13 protein-coding genes are annotated in these 15,660 nt (G+C 59.7%); 5 read left to right on the top strand and 8 right to left on the bottom strand.

Translation table 11 applies throughout. The annotated features are described in order from the left end of the window. Window positions 1-651 carry a DUF1007 family protein gene (locus GV827_RS02980; RefSeq protein ID WP_164352225.1) on the top strand — a complete coding sequence of 217 codons (651 nt, stop codon included), beginning with the start codon at window positions 1-3 and terminating at the stop codon, window positions 649-651. Continuing rightward, the gene (locus GV827_RS02975; RefSeq protein WP_164352224.1) at window positions 636-1,529 is read left to right on the top strand and encodes a nickel/cobalt transporter; all 894 of its coding nucleotides are present in this window, start codon (window positions 636-638) and stop codon (window positions 1,527-1,529) included. The genes GV827_RS02980 and GV827_RS02975 overlap by 16 nt, the downstream gene beginning before the upstream one ends. A 6-nt stretch (window positions 1,530-1,535) precedes the next feature. Here GV827_RS02975 and GV827_RS02970 read toward each other — a convergent pair whose 3' ends face one another. From GV827_RS02970 to GV827_RS02955, 4 genes are read right to left on the bottom strand one after another with little or no spacing between them, the layout of a single operon-like run. Then, complete coding sequence (locus GV827_RS02970; RefSeq protein WP_164352223.1) at window positions 1,536-3,578, bottom strand: hypothetical protein; 2,043 nt, start codon at window positions 3,576-3,578, stop codon at window positions 1,536-1,538. Continuing rightward, the gene (locus GV827_RS02965) at window positions 3,575-6,346 is read right to left on the bottom strand and encodes a DUF4159 domain-containing protein (protein ID WP_164352222.1); all 2,772 of its coding nucleotides are present in this window, start codon (window positions 6,344-6,346) and stop codon (window positions 3,575-3,577) included. The genes GV827_RS02970 and GV827_RS02965 overlap by 4 nt, the downstream gene beginning before the upstream one ends. Beyond that, window positions 6,343-7,227: a DUF58 domain-containing protein gene (locus GV827_RS02960; RefSeq protein WP_164352221.1), complete on the bottom strand. Its 885-nt coding sequence runs from the start codon at window positions 7,225-7,227 to the stop codon at window positions 6,343-6,345. Before GV827_RS02960 ends, GV827_RS02965 begins: the two co-directional genes overlap by 4 nt. Then, window positions 7,224-8,231, bottom strand: a complete 1,008-nt coding sequence (locus GV827_RS02955) for an AAA family ATPase (RefSeq protein WP_164352220.1) — start codon at window positions 8,229-8,231, stop codon at window positions 7,224-7,226. Before GV827_RS02955 ends, GV827_RS02960 begins: the two co-directional genes overlap by 4 nt. A 70-nt stretch (window positions 8,232-8,301) precedes the next feature. Here GV827_RS02955 and GV827_RS02950 point away from each other — a divergent pair, with 70 nt between their 5' ends. From GV827_RS02950 to GV827_RS02940, 3 genes are read left to right on the top strand one after another with little or no spacing between them, the layout of a single operon-like run. Beyond that, window positions 8,302-8,886, top strand: a complete 585-nt coding sequence (locus tag GV827_RS02950) for a DUF1285 domain-containing protein (protein WP_164352219.1) — start codon at window positions 8,302-8,304, stop codon at window positions 8,884-8,886. Further along, window positions 8,887-9,648 (top strand): hydroxypyruvate isomerase family protein, encoded by a 762-nt coding sequence (locus tag GV827_RS02945; protein ID WP_204325696.1) that lies wholly within the window; start codon window positions 8,887-8,889, stop codon window positions 9,646-9,648. Next, the gene (locus GV827_RS02940) at window positions 9,645-9,872 is read left to right on the top strand and encodes a DUF2798 domain-containing protein (RefSeq protein ID WP_164352218.1); all 228 of its coding nucleotides are present in this window, start codon (window positions 9,645-9,647) and stop codon (window positions 9,870-9,872) included. The genes GV827_RS02945 and GV827_RS02940 overlap by 4 nt, the downstream gene beginning before the upstream one ends. Before the next feature lie 49 nt (window positions 9,873-9,921). Here the strand turns inward: GV827_RS02940 and GV827_RS02935 are convergent, their stop codons facing one another. From GV827_RS02935 to GV827_RS02920, 4 genes are all read right to left on the bottom strand, one after another. Next, a complete protein-coding gene (locus tag GV827_RS02935) occupies window positions 9,922-10,551 on the bottom strand; it encodes a glutathione S-transferase (RefSeq protein WP_164352217.1) in 630 nt (209 codons plus the stop codon). A gap of 5 nt (window positions 10,552-10,556) precedes the next feature. Beyond that, on the bottom strand, window positions 10,557-13,370 hold the full coding sequence (polA, locus tag GV827_RS02930; RefSeq protein ID WP_164352216.1) for a DNA polymerase I: 2,814 nt from the start codon (window positions 13,368-13,370) through the stop codon (window positions 10,557-10,559). Between the two features lie 244 nt (window positions 13,371-13,614). Next, window positions 13,615-14,793, bottom strand: a complete 1,179-nt coding sequence (locus tag GV827_RS02925; RefSeq protein ID WP_164352215.1) for an acyltransferase family protein — start codon at window positions 14,791-14,793, stop codon at window positions 13,615-13,617. Window positions 14,794-14,796: 3 nt separating this feature from the next. Beyond that, window positions 14,797-15,660, bottom strand: an 864-nt coding sequence (locus tag GV827_RS02920; protein WP_204325695.1) for a hypothetical protein, incomplete at its 5' end; no start/stop codon positions are given.

Genomic DNA, 15,660 nt, shown 5'->3' with positions numbered 1-15,660 from the left:
ATGAAAAACGCTCTTGTCCTTATGCTGTCCGTGATGCTTGCCAGCCCGCTGGCAGCCCATCCGCATATCTTTGTGGATACGGGTCTGGACCTGCGTTTTGACGCCGAAGGTCGGCTAACCGAGGTCAAGGTCACATGGGCCTACGACGAATTCTATTCGCTGCTGATCACAGAGGATCGCGGGCTTGATCCCGATTTCGACGGCGTTCTTACACCCACAGAGCTGGCGGACCTCACCGGATTCGATATGCAGTGGACCGAAGGCTTTAACGGCGATCTTGTGATCATGCAGGAGGGGCGTGAATTGCCCCTGTCCGGTCCGATGGAGGCAACCGCCGTGTTCAACGATGGCCGGATCACGACGACCCATGTGCGCCGCGTGGATCCGGACCAGCACGTTGGTGCGCGGATTGATGTGAAGCCCTATGATGCGACGTATTATACCGCGTATGACATCACGCTGCCTGTGCGGATTTCCGGCCTTGATGCATGTCGCCACAGCATCGATATGCCCGATATTGACGCCCGTTTGCGTGAAATGCGCGATTTGCTGAATACGCTGGACATGGACACCACACCGCAGGACGAAGGTCTGCCCGACATCGGTGGCCTGTTGGCCAGTACGGTGATGGTCACATGCGATATTTCCTGAGTTTCGCGGCACTTGTCGTGCTGGCGGCTCTTGGCTGGCTTTGGCTCAGCGGCGGGTTTGATCAACTGAGCGCCTGGGCGGCGAGCCAGCAACGCGGTTTCCAGAATACAATCGCCCGCGCCCTCCGCAGTGCTCGCGCAGGGGAAGCTGGTGCGGTGATGGCACTGTTGGGAGCCTGCTTTGCCTACGGCCTTGCCCATGCGGCGGGTCCGGGACATGGCAAGGTTCTGATCGGAGGCTATGGGTTTGCCCGCAAGGTGCCGATGCTGCGGCTTTCTCTAATTGCGCTGCTGGCCTCCCTTGGGCAGGCTGTCACGGCAGTTACGCTGGTTTATCTGGGTGTTCTGGTGCTGAACATCGGCAGACAGGCGATGGTAAACGTGACTGAAGCGATGATGGCCCCGATCAGCTATGGCGCGATTGGCCTGATCGGTCTGTGGCTGGTCTGGCGCGGGGCGCGCAAGCTGCTGGCACGGTCTTACGATCATGCCCATGCGGGCGATGGCGCGGTCTGCTCAAGCTGCGGCCATGCACACGGACCGACGCTGGATCAGGTTGACCAGGCAGGTTCGCTGCGCGAGGCCTTCGCGCTGATTGCGGGCATCGCGATCAGACCCTGCACCGGCGCGCTTTTCGTGCTGATCATCACATGGCAGATGGGCATCGGCGGGCTTGGCATTGGCGGGGCTTTCGCCATGGCGTTGGGGACGGCTTTGATCACGATCTTCGTTGGACTTGCGGCCGGAGGGCTGCGCAGTGGTGTTCTGGCAGGGCTAAACGGTTCCGCTCAGCTGGCGCGAGCCATGGCCGGGATAGAGGTTCTGGCAGGTGCTGCGGTGCTCTTTATCGCGGGCGGCTTGTTGCTGCGGGCGATTTAGCAGGGTCTACCGACGCCCTTCACGCAACCAGGCTGCGGTGATCAGCGCAGCGGACAGCAACAGCACAAGCCATCCCGGCAGAATGGCCGTTTGCCGGATATCGCGGGTTTCATAAGCGCCGCGCGGGGTGATACCCAGCCAGCCCCGACCGGCAGCAGGACGGCCTGCACGGACGTTGCGCAACCGGGGCAAGCCGTCTTCGAGACGTACTACGCCACCTCGCAAAGAAGAAATAACCGGATCAAGCGCTTCGCCGCTTGCGATGGTTTCAATGAACTCTCGCGGGGCTGCAGGGCCCAGCCCAATCACAGCGGTTTGATCGCCGTTGTCCAGCCGGTAAAGCCCGATTTCCGGTCCCTGATAGACACCTTCGAATATACCAGCGGCGCCCTCGGTCAGCGGCAGCTCTTCGGTGCTGCCATCGGGTTTGGTGATGGTGACTGGCGGCACGCTGTCGCCCAAGGTGCGGCGGATGATCCGCATCGTCTGGCCTTCGGCAGTCGCGGTCAGCGCCTCTTCCTCAAGCTCCGGTTCCTTCATCATCCAGTGTGCAAGGCGGCGCAGCAATTCAAGCTGTGGACCGCCGCCTTCGTATCCCCTGCTCCAGAGCCAGGCATGATCGGACGCCAGAAGAGCGACCCTGCCTTCGCCGACGCGGTTCAAGATCAGCAAGGGGCGTTCATCATGGCCCTGCATCACCACGTTGCCCTGCTGGTCCGCGACGTCGATCTGCCTCAGCCACCGGCCCCAATCGCCATTGTCTGGCAAATCAGTGGTGACAGGATGGCGTTTGCCAAGGTCAGTGACCGTCGGGCTGAAAGGTTCTTCAAGCACACGCGCGGTTGGCGTCGCAGGCAGCACCGTGCCAAGCGGTGACCGGTAAATGCTGTCAGCTGTGGCAAAATCCGGCCCTGCCGCCACCAAAACCGCACCACCCTCGCGCACATAGCTTGCGACGTTATCCAGATAAAGCGCGGGCAGGATGCCGCGCCTCTGATAGCGGTCAAAGATGATCAGATCGAAATCGTCGATCTTTTCCATGAACAACTCGCGCGTCGGAAAGGCGATGAGCGACAGCTCATTGACCGGCACGCCGTCTTGTTTCTCGGGCGGACGCAGGATGGTGAAATGCACCAGATCAACAGAGCTGTCGGACTTGAGCAGGTTGCGCCATGTCCGCCCGCCGGGGTGCGGCTCTCCACTGACCAGCAGCACGCTGAGGCGGTCGCGCACGCCGTTCATCTGGATCAGCGCGGCGTTGTTCCGGTCCGTCAGTTCACCCTCTGCTTCGGGGAGGGAAAAGCGGATCACGTTCCGCCCCCCGTGGGGCAGGGTGATGGGCAATTCCAGATCCTGGCCGATTGGCACTCGGAAGGTTTGCGCCGGCTCACCGTCGATAGAGATGTCCAGCGGTGCAAGCTCTTGTCCTTCGGGTGCCGCACCAAGGTCGTCAATGCGCAGGGTCAGGGTGACTGGTTCACCGATGATGGCAAAAGCAGGCGCATTCCGCACTGTCAGGCGGCGGTCCCAGTCGGTTTCCTTGCCCGTCATCAACAGATGCATCGGCGCGGGCAGATCAATCGGAAGGTCCGCATCATGCACGCGCCCATCGCTGATGGCGAGGATCCCTGCAATGCGCGCACGCGGTTCTTCGGCCAATGCCTCGCTGATAGCGGCCATCATTTCGGTGCCTGCATCGCCCGCCCCGTCAGGCACGGCAATGCGGCGCAGTTCGGTGTTCGGACGGGCGGTGATCTGTGCGGCAAGTGCCGTGGCCGCGTCTGCAGTCTCTTCGGCCCGGTCCGCCAGCCGTCCGCTGGCACTTTCATCCTCGACCAGCAGCACAATATCGCTGAGTGGAGCGCGGTCTTCTTGCTGGAAGGACGGGTTGGCCAGTGCGCCCAGCACCACGGCGGCCGCAAGTCCGCGCAGCGGCCAGCCATTCAGGCCCCGCAGGATCGCTAGGATCAGACCGATCAGCGCGATGATCGCGACAACGATCAACAGCGGCAGTGGGATCAGCGGGTCATATACGATGCTGGATGTCATTGGCCCAACCGATCCAGCAGGGCAGGCACGTGAACCTGATCCGACTTATAGTTGCCTGTCAGAACGTGCATGATCAAATTCACCCCAAAGCGGTTCGCCAGTTCGCGCTGCCGTTCCCCGGAATAGCCACGGCCAATGGGCAACAGCGGGGCGCCATCGCTGCGCACGGCCCATGCGGCAGCCCAGTCATTGCCGCCGATCACCACCGGCGTCACGCCATCGTTGAGATTGCGGAACGGCATGCCTTCGATCTGTTCCGCATTCGGCGGAGCAGCCTCGACCCAGACATCGCGGCTGTTATGGCGGCCGGGGAAGTCCTGCAACAGATAAAAGGTGCGCGTCAAAACGTGATCGCCCGGCAAAGGTTCAAGCGGCGGTATATCCAGAGGCGCGGCAAGCTCCTGCAGCTTGCGGCCATTTGGGCTGGCTGCGCCAAAGCTTGCGATATCTGCGTCGCGGGTATCGAACAGGATCAGCCCGCCAGAGCGCAGATAGTCATTCAGCTTGGCATAAGCCTCGGTTGAGGGGCGGGGCTGATCAGGGGTGATCGGCCAGTAAAGCATCGGGAAAAAGGCGAGCTCGTCTGTCTCAAGATCAACAGCAGTTGCCGTGGCCGGTTCAACAGAGGTGCGAAAGAACAGCGTGTCTGACAAGCCGTTCAGCCCTGCCGCTGCGATCTCATCAACACGTGCATTGCCAGTGATGACATGGGCCAGAGACACTTCGGCGGTGGCGGCGAGGGCGAATTCATCAGGCTCTGACTGAGCGAAAGCCGGGGGAGCAAAACCCAGGAAAGGCAGGGCGCAGAGCGCGATCACAGCTATTGAGGTACGACCCAGCAAACGCCCTGACAGAGCAAGCGACGCAACCACATCTGCCAGCAACAAAAGGATCGACAGGCTGAGCAACCAACCCGCGACCGGCTGTTCCGGCGCAACGGCCAATCCCTGCACCGGCACATCCAGCGGCCAGTTTGCAGGCTCCAACGAACTGTCAGCAGTAAAGACATTGCGCGCCAAACGGCGGTCGCCGTTGCCATAGATGCCAGGTTGCATCGACGGGCCTGCCGGGGCGGAAACCAGTTCCGGCCCATCGACACCGGGAAGGTTTCCGGCATCTGACAGCACACCATAGCCATCCATCACCCGCAGTGGCGTCCATGTCGTCCCTTCAAGATCGCCTGCGTCTGGTGATGCTGCGGCAGATGATACCGCCAGCCGTTCCAGCATTTCAACAAACAGACCTGAGAGCGGCAAAGTGGACCATTCTGCCGTCGCGGTCACATGGAACAGGACAATCTGGCCCTGGCCGACGACCTTGCGCGTGACCAGTGGCGTACCATCGCTGAGCGACGCAATCACACGGTCCGCCAGCGTCGGATCAGGCTGCGCCACGACCTGCGCTGACACCACGACATCATCGGGGATCGACAGGCCAAAGAAGGGCGACGTTTCCTTGAAGGCTTCCAGCGATTTCGGCTCTCCCCAGCTCATCGCGCCGCCAACGCTGCGGCCCCCGGCACGCAGACGGACGGGCATGAGCGGGTCTTCGTCGAAACGGCTGATGTCACTGGCGGCAATGCGTGGCCCGGCAAAACGCATCAGCATGCCGCCTGCGTCAATCCATTCAATCAGCGGGTTTGCCTCGGCCTCGGACAATGTCGCCACATCGGCCAGCACGATCACATCGGGGTTGGCAGGCAGGACATCCGCGATGGAGCCGTCGATCAGGTCTGCCGTGGGGGCCAGCGCCTGTTCGATGTAGTGGAGCGGCGACAGGAGTTGCAGACCTTCCTCGCCGCCATCGTTTCCGATCAAGGCAACCTCGCGCCGTCGCAGCGCATCATCCACCAGCGTCGTGGCCCCGGCGGACCGCTGTCCGGCGATGGTGAACCCGGTAATCCTTGCGCGCAGTTCCGATGGCAGGGAAAGTTCGGCCGTTGCCGTTGTGGCACCTTGGTCAAAGGATGCGAAAGCTGTCGCCAGGATACGTGCGTTTCCTGCGGGATCACGGCCTTCGGCCTGAATGACAACTTCGCGCTCAAGACCGGGGACGGCCCGCGCGACATTCAGATTTACGACATTGTTCTCATAGACTGCCGGGGCGATGGCCAGCACGTTTGCAGCGGTCTGATATACCTCCACTGCACCACGTGATTGCAGGGTATCTAACACGGCGTCGCGCCCGTCAAAATCCAGTGCATCGCTGAACCAAAGCGTATCGAAATCAGGCAGGTTGCCCATAATTTCCGTGGCGCGGGCAATATCGGCCTGCGATGGCTGCCATGGCGCGGGGGCAAACCCCGCCAGACGCGAGCGCCACACATCGGCAGACTGGAACGACGGTTCATCCGGCCGGGTGAGGGTGAGAAAGCCTACCGGGCGCTCGGCCCGGCTGGCGCGGGTCAGTTGTGCCTCGATCGCCTGTATTTGCTGCGGCCAGCGGGTGGCGCCGGCCCATGTGCCGTCAAGCACGATCAGGAGCGGGCCATCCCCCTCGGCCCGGTCGACATCAGGGTTCAGAACCGGACCTGCAAGGCCAAGAATAATCGCAGCAACGGCCAACATCCGCAGCAGCAACAGCCACCATGGCGTGCGATCCGACACTGTTTCATCGTCGGTCAGGCCCAGCAGAAGCGCAACACCCGGAAAGCGGCGGCGGATCGGCGCAGGTGGGACCGCCCGCAGGATCAACCAGAGAATTGGCAGCGCCAGCAGCGCTGTCAGCAACCACGGTGCAGTAAAGCCGATGCCACCCAGAACCGTCACGCTGCTACCCCCGCACGTGCATCAAGTGCCCCGTACAGCCAAAGCAGCGCGGATTGGGCCGAATGGTCGGTGTGGTGCAATCCGTATTGCCAGCCGGTCAGCGCACAGAGCCTTTGAAGCTCTGCCTTGCGGGCGGCCAGCCGTTCAAGATAGCGGTCCTTAAGGTCATTGGCCTTGAGCGTTTCATGTCGCAGCGTGCCGCCGACGCTCTCGAAAATCGTGCGGCCCGTGAAGGGAAACAGTTCTTCTGACGGGTCGAGCACGTGATAAAGTACACCGCGCACGCCCCGGTCCGCGGCCTTGGTAAGGGCCGTTTGCACCCCGTCGAGATCACCCATGAAATCAGAGATAAAGACTGCCCGCGCATGCGGGATCATCGCACGATGTTCTGGCGGGCTGTAGTCAGTCTCGTCATCCTGACAAAACATCTCGGCCAGTCGCAGCACCTGCGGATTACCCCGGCGTGGCGGCAATGCTGTCCCGGTCAGGCCGACGCGCTCTCCTCCACGCAACAGCATGATGGCCAGTGCCAGCCCCAACAGCCGTGCGCGATCTGCTTTCTGCGGTAACGATTTTTCGGAAGAAAAGCGCATAGAGGCGCCCTGATCGACCCAAAGCATGACGGATTGCGCAATCTGCCATTCGCGTTCGCGAACGAATTCCTGATCACCCATTGCCGATCTACGATGGTCGATCATGCGGCGGCTGTCGCCCATCTGCGCCGGACGGTATTGCCAGAAATCATCCCCCACACCAGCACGCCTGCGCCCATGCGCCCCAAGCAGGACCGTGCCCGCAAGGTGTTCTGCCCGCGCCAGAAGGGCGGGCAGCCGGGACGCCTGATCTTCTGCGTCAGCACGAAGGGTGAGGGGCGTATTCACGCGGCGGCCTTTGACCCGGTCAGCGTGGCGGCGGTTTCATCAATCAGACCTTGCAAGCTGTCTCCGCGTGCGCGAGCGGCAAAGTTCAGCGCCATTCGGTGGCTCAACACAGGCCGCGCCATGTCAAGCACGTCATCGGCAGAAGGGGCAAGCCGCCCGTTCAGCAACGCCTTGGCGCGTACAGCCAGCATTAGCGCCTGCGCCGCACGCGGGCCGGGACCCCAAGCCACTGTTTCGCGCACCTGCTGGCTGGCGCTTTCTTCTTCGGGGCGGAAGGCCCGGACCAGATCAAGGATCATTTCAACCACAGAATCGCCCACCGGCATGCGGCGCAACACGCGCTGGGCCTCGATCAGTTCTTCAGCAGAAAAGACTTGTGTGGACTTGGCTTCGGTCTCACCCGTTGTTGCCAGCAGGATGTCACGCTCCGTATCGCGATCCGGATAAGCCACGTCGATTTGAACGAGGAAACGGTCAAGCTGCGCTTCTGGCAGGGGGTATGTGCCTTCTTGCTCGATGGGGTTCTGCGTGGCCAATACATGGAACGGCACACCCAATGGGCGGTCCTTGCCAGCAACGGTCACGGTCTTTTCCTGCATCGCCTGCAACAGCGCCGATTGCGTCCGGGGCGAGGCACGGTTGATCTCATCCGCCATCAAAAGCTGGCAGAAAATCGGCCCTTCGATGAAACGAAAAGCGCGGCTGCCATCTTCGGCGGTGTCCAGAACTTCCGATCCCAGGATGTCCGCAGGCATCAGGTCAGGGGTAAACTGAACCCGATTGCCATGCAGGCCCATCACGGTGCTCAGGGTTTCAACCAGCCGGGTCTTGCCCAACCCCGGCAGACCAATCAGCAGTCCGTGACCACCACACAGCAGGGCGGTCAAAGTCAGCTCAACCACGCGCTCCTGACCGATGAAACGGTTGGTGATGGACTTCTTCGCCTCGGCGAGCTTTTCGCCCAATGCTTCGATCTGCGCCACCATGTCTTCGGCCTTGGTCATGACAATTGCTTCCTCGGGATTATATAGCGTTAGTGTAAATCTATCTCTTTAAGTGGAAATGGCAAAAGCAATGAGCGGACAAAAAACTGTGACCCCGACCGCCAGCAGCCTCGCAGCGTCTGCAAAAGCAGCAAAATCGCGCGGTTTGCCGCCGTTGGAGAAATGGAACCCACCGTTTTGCGGTGATCTGGACATGCAGATTAAGCGTGACGGGACATGGTTTTACGAAGGAACGCCCATCGGGCGGAAGGAACTGGTCAAACTTTTCGCAACGATTCTGTGGCGCGAGGGCGACGATTATTTCCTTGTCACCCCAGTTGAGAAGGTCGGGATACAGGTCGAGGATGCGCCATTTGTCGCAGTCGATTTCGATGTCACCGGTGCGGGAGCGGACCAGACGCTGACGTTCACGACCAATGTCGACGATCAGGCCAAGGCGGGCCCGGATCACCCGATCCGTGTGGTTCGTGACCCCGAAACCGGGGAGCCGTCGCCCTACGTGCTGATCCGACGCAATCTTGAGGCGCTGATCGACCGCAAGAGCTTTTACCGGCTTGTCGATCTTGGGGTACATCATGACGGTTGGTTTGGCGTGTGGTCAGGCGGCGCGTTCTTTGGCATCATACCATCAGATGAATTGCCACAAGATGCCTGAATGCCCCTGAAGTTTGCCGCCAACCTCACCTTCCTTTGGTCTGAACTGCCCTATCTTGATCGCTTTGACGCCGCAGCGGACGCGGGATTTGAGGCTGTCGAGGTACTTTTCCCCTATGACATCGCTGCCATGGAAACGCAGCGCGCGCTGACGGCCAATGGTTTGCAGATGATCCTGCTGAACGCCCCGCCTCCAAACTATACCGGCGGTCCAAGGGGCTTTGCCGCGCAGCCCGACATGGTGGAGCGTTTCCGCCGCGACATCGTGCGCGCCTATCGCTACGCCGAGGCGCTGGGGGTTTCCTTTGTTCACGTCATGTCGGGCGAAGCTGAGGGGCAGAAGGCCAAGCAAACCTTCGTTGATAATCTGTGCTGGGCGGCTGAGTGTGCACCAGACGGGCTGACCCTGACGGTTGAACCGCTCAATAAGACCGCGATGCCCGGTTATTTCATGTGCGACTACGGTCTGGCCGCCGAAGTCCTGATAGCGGTGGATGCGCCGAACGTCGCGCTGCAATACGACAGCTACCATGCGCAGATGATCCACGGGGACGCGATCGCGGTGTTTGACGAATACAGTCCGTTGGCCCGCCATATTCAGATCGGCGACACGCCCAAACGCGGTGTTCCGGGCAGCGGTAATGTGGATTTTGGCACATTGTTTGACCGGATCGATAGCTCTGGCTATGACGGCTGGATCAGCGCGGAGTACCACACCGATGGACGTACCGGCGACACTTTGAATTGGATGAAAAGATCATGATCCCAGCGCGGTTTTCCCCTGTTCTCTTTGGCTTTATCCTGTCTGGACTGATGTCTTTTCTCGTATCGGGTATTTCGACTTTGCGCGCGGTGGGCGCCGTACCTGACTTTTTCGATCTCTGGTTTGCGGCATGGGTGCCAAGCTGGATGGTCGCGTTCCCTGCGGTTTTGGTTGTCGCACCGATCACGCGTCGGTTGGTCGCGAGACTGGTGCGGCAGGAGTAGCCGTGTTTCCATTCCCTCCTGACCGCGTCTGGAGGACACAATCAGGCGGTCAGCTGGACGCAGGAAACAGAACCGGCGTGTCGCCCGGTTTCCATTGTGTGTATTTGGGCATGATCTGCGCGAACCGAGGCGAAGACAAAAACCGCTCCAGCCACTGCTGAAGCTGGCTCCATGGCTGCGCATCGAACCATGGCTTGTCGATGAAGGCGAATTGCCGCACGAAAGGCAGGATTGCAAAATCGGCCAGTGTCGGCTTGTCGAAAATCCAGTTCTCGACCTGTCTGTCCAGATCGCGCAGATAGTCCGAAGCAAGCGCGCGATGCCTGTCGGGGTCTTCGTCCGGATAGCGGGTCGCGTATTTTGTTCGGTCCAGTGCATTCTTGAAGGGGCCGTCACAGCGGGCGATCCACTCAAAACCGGTGTCCGGCATGTCCAGCCAGCCTTCTGGGTCGCTCTGACGCAAGGCCCAGATCATGATATCGAGGCTCTCGTCGATCACAGCCTCAGGTGTCGCCAGACAGGGTACCGTGGCACTGGGGGACAGTTTCAGAAATGCCTCCGGCTTGTCCCGCAGCACGACCTCGCGCAGTTCGACTTGCATACCTGAACTGGCCAGCGCCAACCGTGCGCGCATGGCATAGGGGCAGCGGCGAAACGAATACAGGACAGGCGGCTGCATGGCGGTCAGTGCGCTTCGGCCCAGTTCTGGCCAGTGCCTGCATCCACCGTCAGCTTCACGTCAAGTTTCACAACGGGATCGTTCGCGTTTTCCATCACCTCGCGTGCGGCGTCGATCAGCTTATCCTCTGATCCCTGCTCAACCTCGAACAGCAATTCGTCATGGACTTGCAAAAGCATCTTGGCGGGCAGATCGGCAATCGCATCCGGCATGCGGATCATTGCGCGGCGAATGACGTCTGCCGCCGTGCCCTGAATCGGCGCGTTAATTGCGGCGCGGGCGGCGAACCCGGCGCGCGGCCCTTTCGACGCAATCTCTGGCGTGTGGATCTTGCGGCCAAAGAGCGTCTGAACGTAGCAATGTTCCTTTGCGAAGGTCTTGGTGTCATCCATGTAGGTGCGGATGCCGGGGAAACGTTCGAAATAGCGGTCGATAAAGCCCTGCGCTTCGGCCCGAGGAATGCGCAGGTTGCGGGCAAGGCCAAAGCCGGAAATGCCATAGATCACACCGAAATTGATCGCCTTGGCGCGGCGCCGGATGTCGGGGGTCATCTCTTCCATCGGCACATCGAACATCTCGGACGCGGTCATGGCGTGAATGTCATCGCCGCGTGCGAAAGCGTCCTTGAGCGCAGGCAGGTCCGCGATATGTGCCAAGATGCGCAACTCAATCTGGGAATAATCAAGCGCGACCAGCGTCTTGCCCTCTTCGGCCACAAAGGCCTCGCGGATGCGGCGGCCTTCTTCGGTGCGGATCGGGATGTTCTGCAGGTTCGGATCGGTGGAGGCAAGCCGCCCGGTTGAGGCACCGGCGATGGAATAGGACGTGTGCACGCGGCCGGTATCAGGATTGATATGGTTCTGCAGCGCGTCGGTATAGGTCGATTTCAGCTTGTCCAACTGTCGCCAGTCAAGAATACGGCGCGGCAGGTCGTGCACGGTGGCGAGGTCTTCCAGCACGTCGGCGCCCGTGCTCCACGCGCCTGATTTGCCCTTCTTGGGTTTCTTTCCGTCGGGCAGTTCCAGATCCATTTCGTCGAATAGGATTTCACCGATCTGCTTGGGAGAGCCGACGCTGAACTTGCGCCCAGCCAGCTCGAAAATTTCATCCTCCAGCCCCACCATTTTCTGCGAAAATGCGTTGGACATCCGCGACAGCGTGTCGCGATCCACCTTGATGCCGGAACGTTCCATCTGGGCCAGCACCGGCACCAGCGGGCGTTCAAGACGTTCGTAAACGCGGGTGACCTGCGCCATATGCAACTGGGGTTTAAGCAACTGCCACAGACGCAGTGTGATATCCGCGTCCTCGGCCGCGTATTTGACCGCGTCCTCCAATGGGACCTTGTCAAAAGTAATTGCACTCTTGCCTGATCCCAGCAGTGGTTTGATCGGGATTGGTGTGTGGTTGAGGTAACGTTCGCTTAACGTGTCCATGCCATGACCGTGCAGGCCGGCGTGCTGGGCGTAGGACATCAGCATCGTATCATCGAACGGGGCCACGGTGATGCCGATCTGGGCAAAGATCTTGGCATCGTATTTCATGTTCTGCCCGATCTTGAGGATGCTTGGATCCTCCAGCATGGGCGTCAGCATCTCCAACGCCTGCTCAAGCGGCATCTGGCCTTCGGCCAGATCGTCCGAGCCGAACAGATCATTGCCCCGGTTGGCCTTGTGTATCAGCGGGATATAGCACGCCTTGCCCGGCTCCGTGGCCAGCGAAATGCCCACCAGTTCGGCAGTCATCTCGTTCAGGCCGGTTGTCTCGGTATCCACGGCAACGTAGCCTACCTCGTAGATCGCATCGATCCACTTTTGCAGGGCGGATGCATCGCTGACCTGCTCGTACTTGTCCGCGTCAAAAGGGATGTCGTCGATCTGCGGCGCGTCCGGCAGCGCCGGCGTGTCCTCGATCGTGGGCATCTCCTTGCCCATCTGTTCTGCCACCCGTTTGGTCAGCGTGCGGAACTCCATCTCGGCCAGGAATGCGAGCAGCGTATCGGCGTCCGGCTCTTTGACCTCAAGATCGTCGAGCGTGAAATCGAGCGGGGTTTTGTCATCCAGCAATACCAGTTTGCGTGACAGTCTGATCTGGTCGGCATGTTCGATCAGTGTTTCGCGTCGTTTGGGTTGCTTGATCTCGGAGGCACGCTCCAGCAGGGTTTCAAGATCGCCGTATTCGTTGATCAACAGGGCCGCTGTCTTGATCCCGATACCCGGCGCACCCGGTACGTTGTCAACGGAATCGCCCGCCAGCGCCTGCACGTCGACCACGTGTTCCGGATAAACGCCGAATTTCTCAAGAACGCCCTCGCGGTCGATGCGCGTGTTCTTCATGGCATCCAGCATTTCGACGCCATCGCCCACCAATTGCATCAGATCCTTGTCAGAGCTGATGATGGTGCAGCGCCCCCCGGCCTCGCGCGCCTGAACGGCCAGCGTGGCAATGATGTCATCAGCCTCGTATCCTTCTTTCTCCTTGCAGGCGATGTTGAAGGCTTCGGTCGCACGGCGGGTCAGGGGGATTTGCGGACGCAGCTCTTCGGGCATCGCCTCGCGGTTGGCCTTGTACTGATCATACATGTCGTTGCGAAATGTATGGCTGCCCTTGTCAAAGATCACGGCGACATGGGTGGGCGCGTCGGGTCCGCGATTGTCCTCGACCATCTTGAAGATCATGTTGCAGAACCCTGACACCGCTCCGATGGGCAGGCCGTCGGATTTGCGCGTCAGTGGCGGCAGTGCGTGGAAGGCGCGAAAGATAAAAGCGGAGCCATCAATCAAATGCAGATGATGGCCTTTGCCGAATGTTCCGGACATGAACGTGCTCCCCTTGGTGTCGCTTCTCTATAATAGCGTTGGGGCAGCGGCTGCCAGTCCGTATTCCGGCGGATGGCTCAGCCGGGACTCGGTTGGAGGGGCATCACGCGGGGGGTGGGGTGCGGCGAAGGTCCGCATGGCGCGCATTTAAGATCACCAAGATGATGGGATTGGCGTTCTTGTCAGTACCCAGAGCTCAATCGAAGACAGTCATTCTTTCGGGCGGTGACCCTTCTTAGAACAGTCAATTGACCGCGTTCTGTCCGTTATGTTGGGCGGGCAGGATCGACCGGGCTTGGCTCTTTGATTTCATGAATGGTATTTCGATATAGGCGAGTATTATCAGGGCATGAGCAATGCTGATGGTTGTGTAAAGCATCCAGAACGCCGGAACGCCAAGGCCAAGGGCGTTTGTCAGGCTTATGCTGAGCGGTATGAGGGGAAAGTGGACAAGATAGAGCGAGTAGCTGATCCTCGCACCAAAACGACAGATCGGTTCATACTGGCTCTTCATGGGTTTCATGTTGATCGCGGCGACAACCAATGCCGCGAAGATCAATGCCAGGAACAGTGGTTGAACAGTGGCGTCCCAGGTGCCGATATCTTCGAGCAGGATATGAGAACCCAGGAAGACCGCCAAAACACCCAGCGCACCAAAAAACAGCATCGAAGCTGCCTTGGGGCCAAGGCGAAGGACCCCACGCTTCTCCAGAACCGCCACCAGAAACCCCAGCGCAAATGGCTCAAGGCATGCATAAAACGGACTGCGCAGCGTTTGCCAGAACGCATTGTAATCGGCTATCTGAGTGGTCGCGTAAATCAGCCAACGCACAGCGGGGCCAAGAAGCACAGCCATGAGCCCCAGGCAGAGGATCAGGCGCAGGGACGAGATGCGGAGGATGGGGAACAGCAAAAAGGGAACGAGCGCGTAATACTTGGCTTCCACACCCAAGGACCAGAAGACAACATTGATATCACTTGGGAAAACATCCTGTAGAAAGAACAGGTGATAAAGAACGCGGGTGCCGAGGTCTTCATCAGGCACGGCGAACGATGGGAAGTAACCGATGAGCACGAGGGTCAATACGGCAAAGTAAGCCGGCACGATCCGGCGGATGCGTTTGACCGCGAATTGGCTCAGGTCGATGAAACCCCGTTCCGAATATTTACGCAGTAATCCGGCTGTAACGAGATAGCCGCTCAACACAAAGAAGAGGTCCACGCCGGCCCAGCCGTTGACGCTTATGACTTCGATGAAGCTCGCAGCGGGTCCCATTTCCAGAACCCGCTGCCCGTGGCGCAGAAGGACGAGCGCTATCGCCAGCGCTCGCAGGCAATCAAGCCATGCATTATCCGCCGGGTTCGGTGCAAGCGCCTCGGCAAGACGTTTTCCGGGGCTAAGAACCTTCAGCGAAACATTCATGGATCAGCCGTCAATCTCAAGCGTCTTTTGCAGCTTTGGCTTGCGGAGCTTCCAGATCTTGGTGTCGATCAGGTAGTGGTGGAAGTTGACGATCTGGTAGAGAACAATGGTCGCGGAAAGCCCTGCAAAGAAGAGCCAGTCCAGCGTCCTCAGAACGCCCCAATAGATAACACCCGTGACCGCGATGCAGGTAAGCATGTAGAACCACATCCGACCGTTCTGCGAGATATAGGACAGAATTTTCGCATTCGGGTCGATGCCATTGCTGAACCGCTTGTTGTTATACATCCACACGAACAGAATGTACTGGGCGTTGTGCCAGATATTGATCATGAGCCACCCCAGCGTGATGTCGCTGGTTGCGATGTAACCCAGATAAAAGATTGCGAAATGCGTCGCCATGTAGAGCGTATGTATCGTCGCAAGCTTTCCAAGCGCAGCAGCACGGATACGGGCGAGGCACCAATAGACCAGAAGCGCCATTGCGAAATAGCCGGAGAACTCTGCAACCACGGGCGGGACAGGAAATGACCAAAGTTCCATTCCGATGAATGTCGGATGCTGTTCAGCAGAGCGGCTGATGATGCCGAAGATCGGGATCGCGTAGAAGATAGCCTGGTCCAGCCAACCATCTTCATAGATCGCCTCGCGGTCTTTGCCCCGATAAGCGCGGGAGATACCCCAGCTTTGCCGGGTATAGTGCCACCACTGCCAGTAGAAATAGACCGTTACGACCGTCCAGAGATGGTATGGTTGCCGCCCTCCCCATACGGCATCGCAATGTGCCAAAGATGTGGTCGTACACGGCCACGCTAGAGAGAGGACGGCAATATGATTGATACAATGATCGGTGTAGATTTGGCAAAG

This window comes from Sulfitobacter sediminilitoris (genome assembly GCF_010667575.1).
Lineage (GTDB): Bacteria > Pseudomonadota > Alphaproteobacteria > Rhodobacterales > Rhodobacteraceae > Sulfitobacter > Sulfitobacter sediminilitoris.
Note: the sequence above shows the minus strand (reverse complement) of the source record. Positions and strands in the feature narration are given on the sequence as shown.

Coding starts and splice junctions, on each gene's coding strand:
- GV827_RS02970 (WP_164352223.1), bottom strand. CDS start 3,578: ATGACATCCAGCATCGTATATGACCCGCTGATCCCACTGCCGCTGTTG.
- GV827_RS02925 (WP_164352215.1), bottom strand. CDS start 14,793: ATGAATGTTTCGCTGAAGGTTCTTAGCCCCGGAAAACGTCTTGCCGAG.
- GV827_RS02955 (WP_164352220.1), bottom strand. CDS start 8,231: ATGACCAAGGCCGAAGACATGGTGGCGCAGATCGAAGCATTGGGCGAA.
- GV827_RS02935 (WP_164352217.1), bottom strand. CDS start 10,551: ATGCAGCCGCCTGTCCTGTATTCGTTTCGCCGCTGCCCCTATGCCATG.
- GV827_RS02950 (WP_164352219.1), top strand. CDS start 8,302: ATGAGCGGACAAAAAACTGTGACCCCGACCGCCAGCAGCCTCGCAGCG.
- GV827_RS02945 (WP_204325696.1), top strand. CDS start 8,887: ATGCCCCTGAAGTTTGCCGCCAACCTCACCTTCCTTTGGTCTGAACTG.
- GV827_RS02980 (WP_164352225.1), top strand. CDS start 1: ATGAAAAACGCTCTTGTCCTTATGCTGTCCGTGATGCTTGCCAGCCCG.
- GV827_RS02975 (WP_164352224.1), top strand. CDS start 636: ATGCGATATTTCCTGAGTTTCGCGGCACTTGTCGTGCTGGCGGCTCTT.
- GV827_RS02940 (WP_164352218.1), top strand. CDS start 9,645: ATGATCCCAGCGCGGTTTTCCCCTGTTCTCTTTGGCTTTATCCTGTCT.
- polA (WP_164352216.1), bottom strand. CDS start 13,370: ATGTCCGGAACATTCGGCAAAGGCCATCATCTGCATTTGATTGATGGC.